We start from the raw sequence: 637 nt of genomic DNA, 5'->3' as shown, positions 1-637 counted from the left end.
TTAAAAATATAGAAAAGCAAACGAGAAGACAAAAGTCAGATGTCTCAGATACTTGAACAAGATGAACGCTATATTGCCGCGATCGATCTCGGCTCTAATAGCTTCCACATGGTGGTGGCGAAAGTGGTCGGCAGCGACCTACAGCTCATCAGTCGCCATAAACAGAGGGTTCGTTTAGCCTCTGGCCTAGACAGTGAATTGAATTTAAGTCACGCCTCCATGGAGCGAGCGTTGGAGTGTCTTGCGATGTTCGCAGAGAGGCTGCAAGGCTTTGAGGAATCCAATGTGCGCATCGCTGCTACACACACGCTAAGAAGAGCGAAAAACGCGCATTTGTTTATCCAACGAGCAAAAGCAGTCATGCCGTTCCCGATAGAGATTATTCCGGGTGAGGAAGAAGCGCGCCTAATTTACTTGGGTGTCGCACACACTCAAGTGGAATCTAATTCTAAACTGGTGGTCGATATTGGCGGTGGCAGCACCGAGATGATCATCGGACAAGAGTTCGAGCCAGAACTGCTTAATAGCAAACAGATGGGCTGCGTCAGCTTTACACAGCAGTACTTCAAAAATGGCAAGTTATCGAGCAAAAACTTCAGCAAAGCCATGCTCGCTGCCGAACAAAAGTTAGAGTCCA

The 637-nt window shown here is 47.7% G+C and carries 1 pseudogene; it reads left to right on the top strand.

What is annotated here, in order from left to right:
• Positions 1 to 39 precede the first annotated feature (39 nt).
• Positions 40 to 637, top strand: a pseudogene (locus R7040_RS27460) (exopolyphosphatase); the annotation flags it as partial.

This window comes from Vibrio sp. 1069, from assembly GCF_033340555.1.
This window is presented reverse-complemented; position numbering and strand designations above follow the sequence as displayed.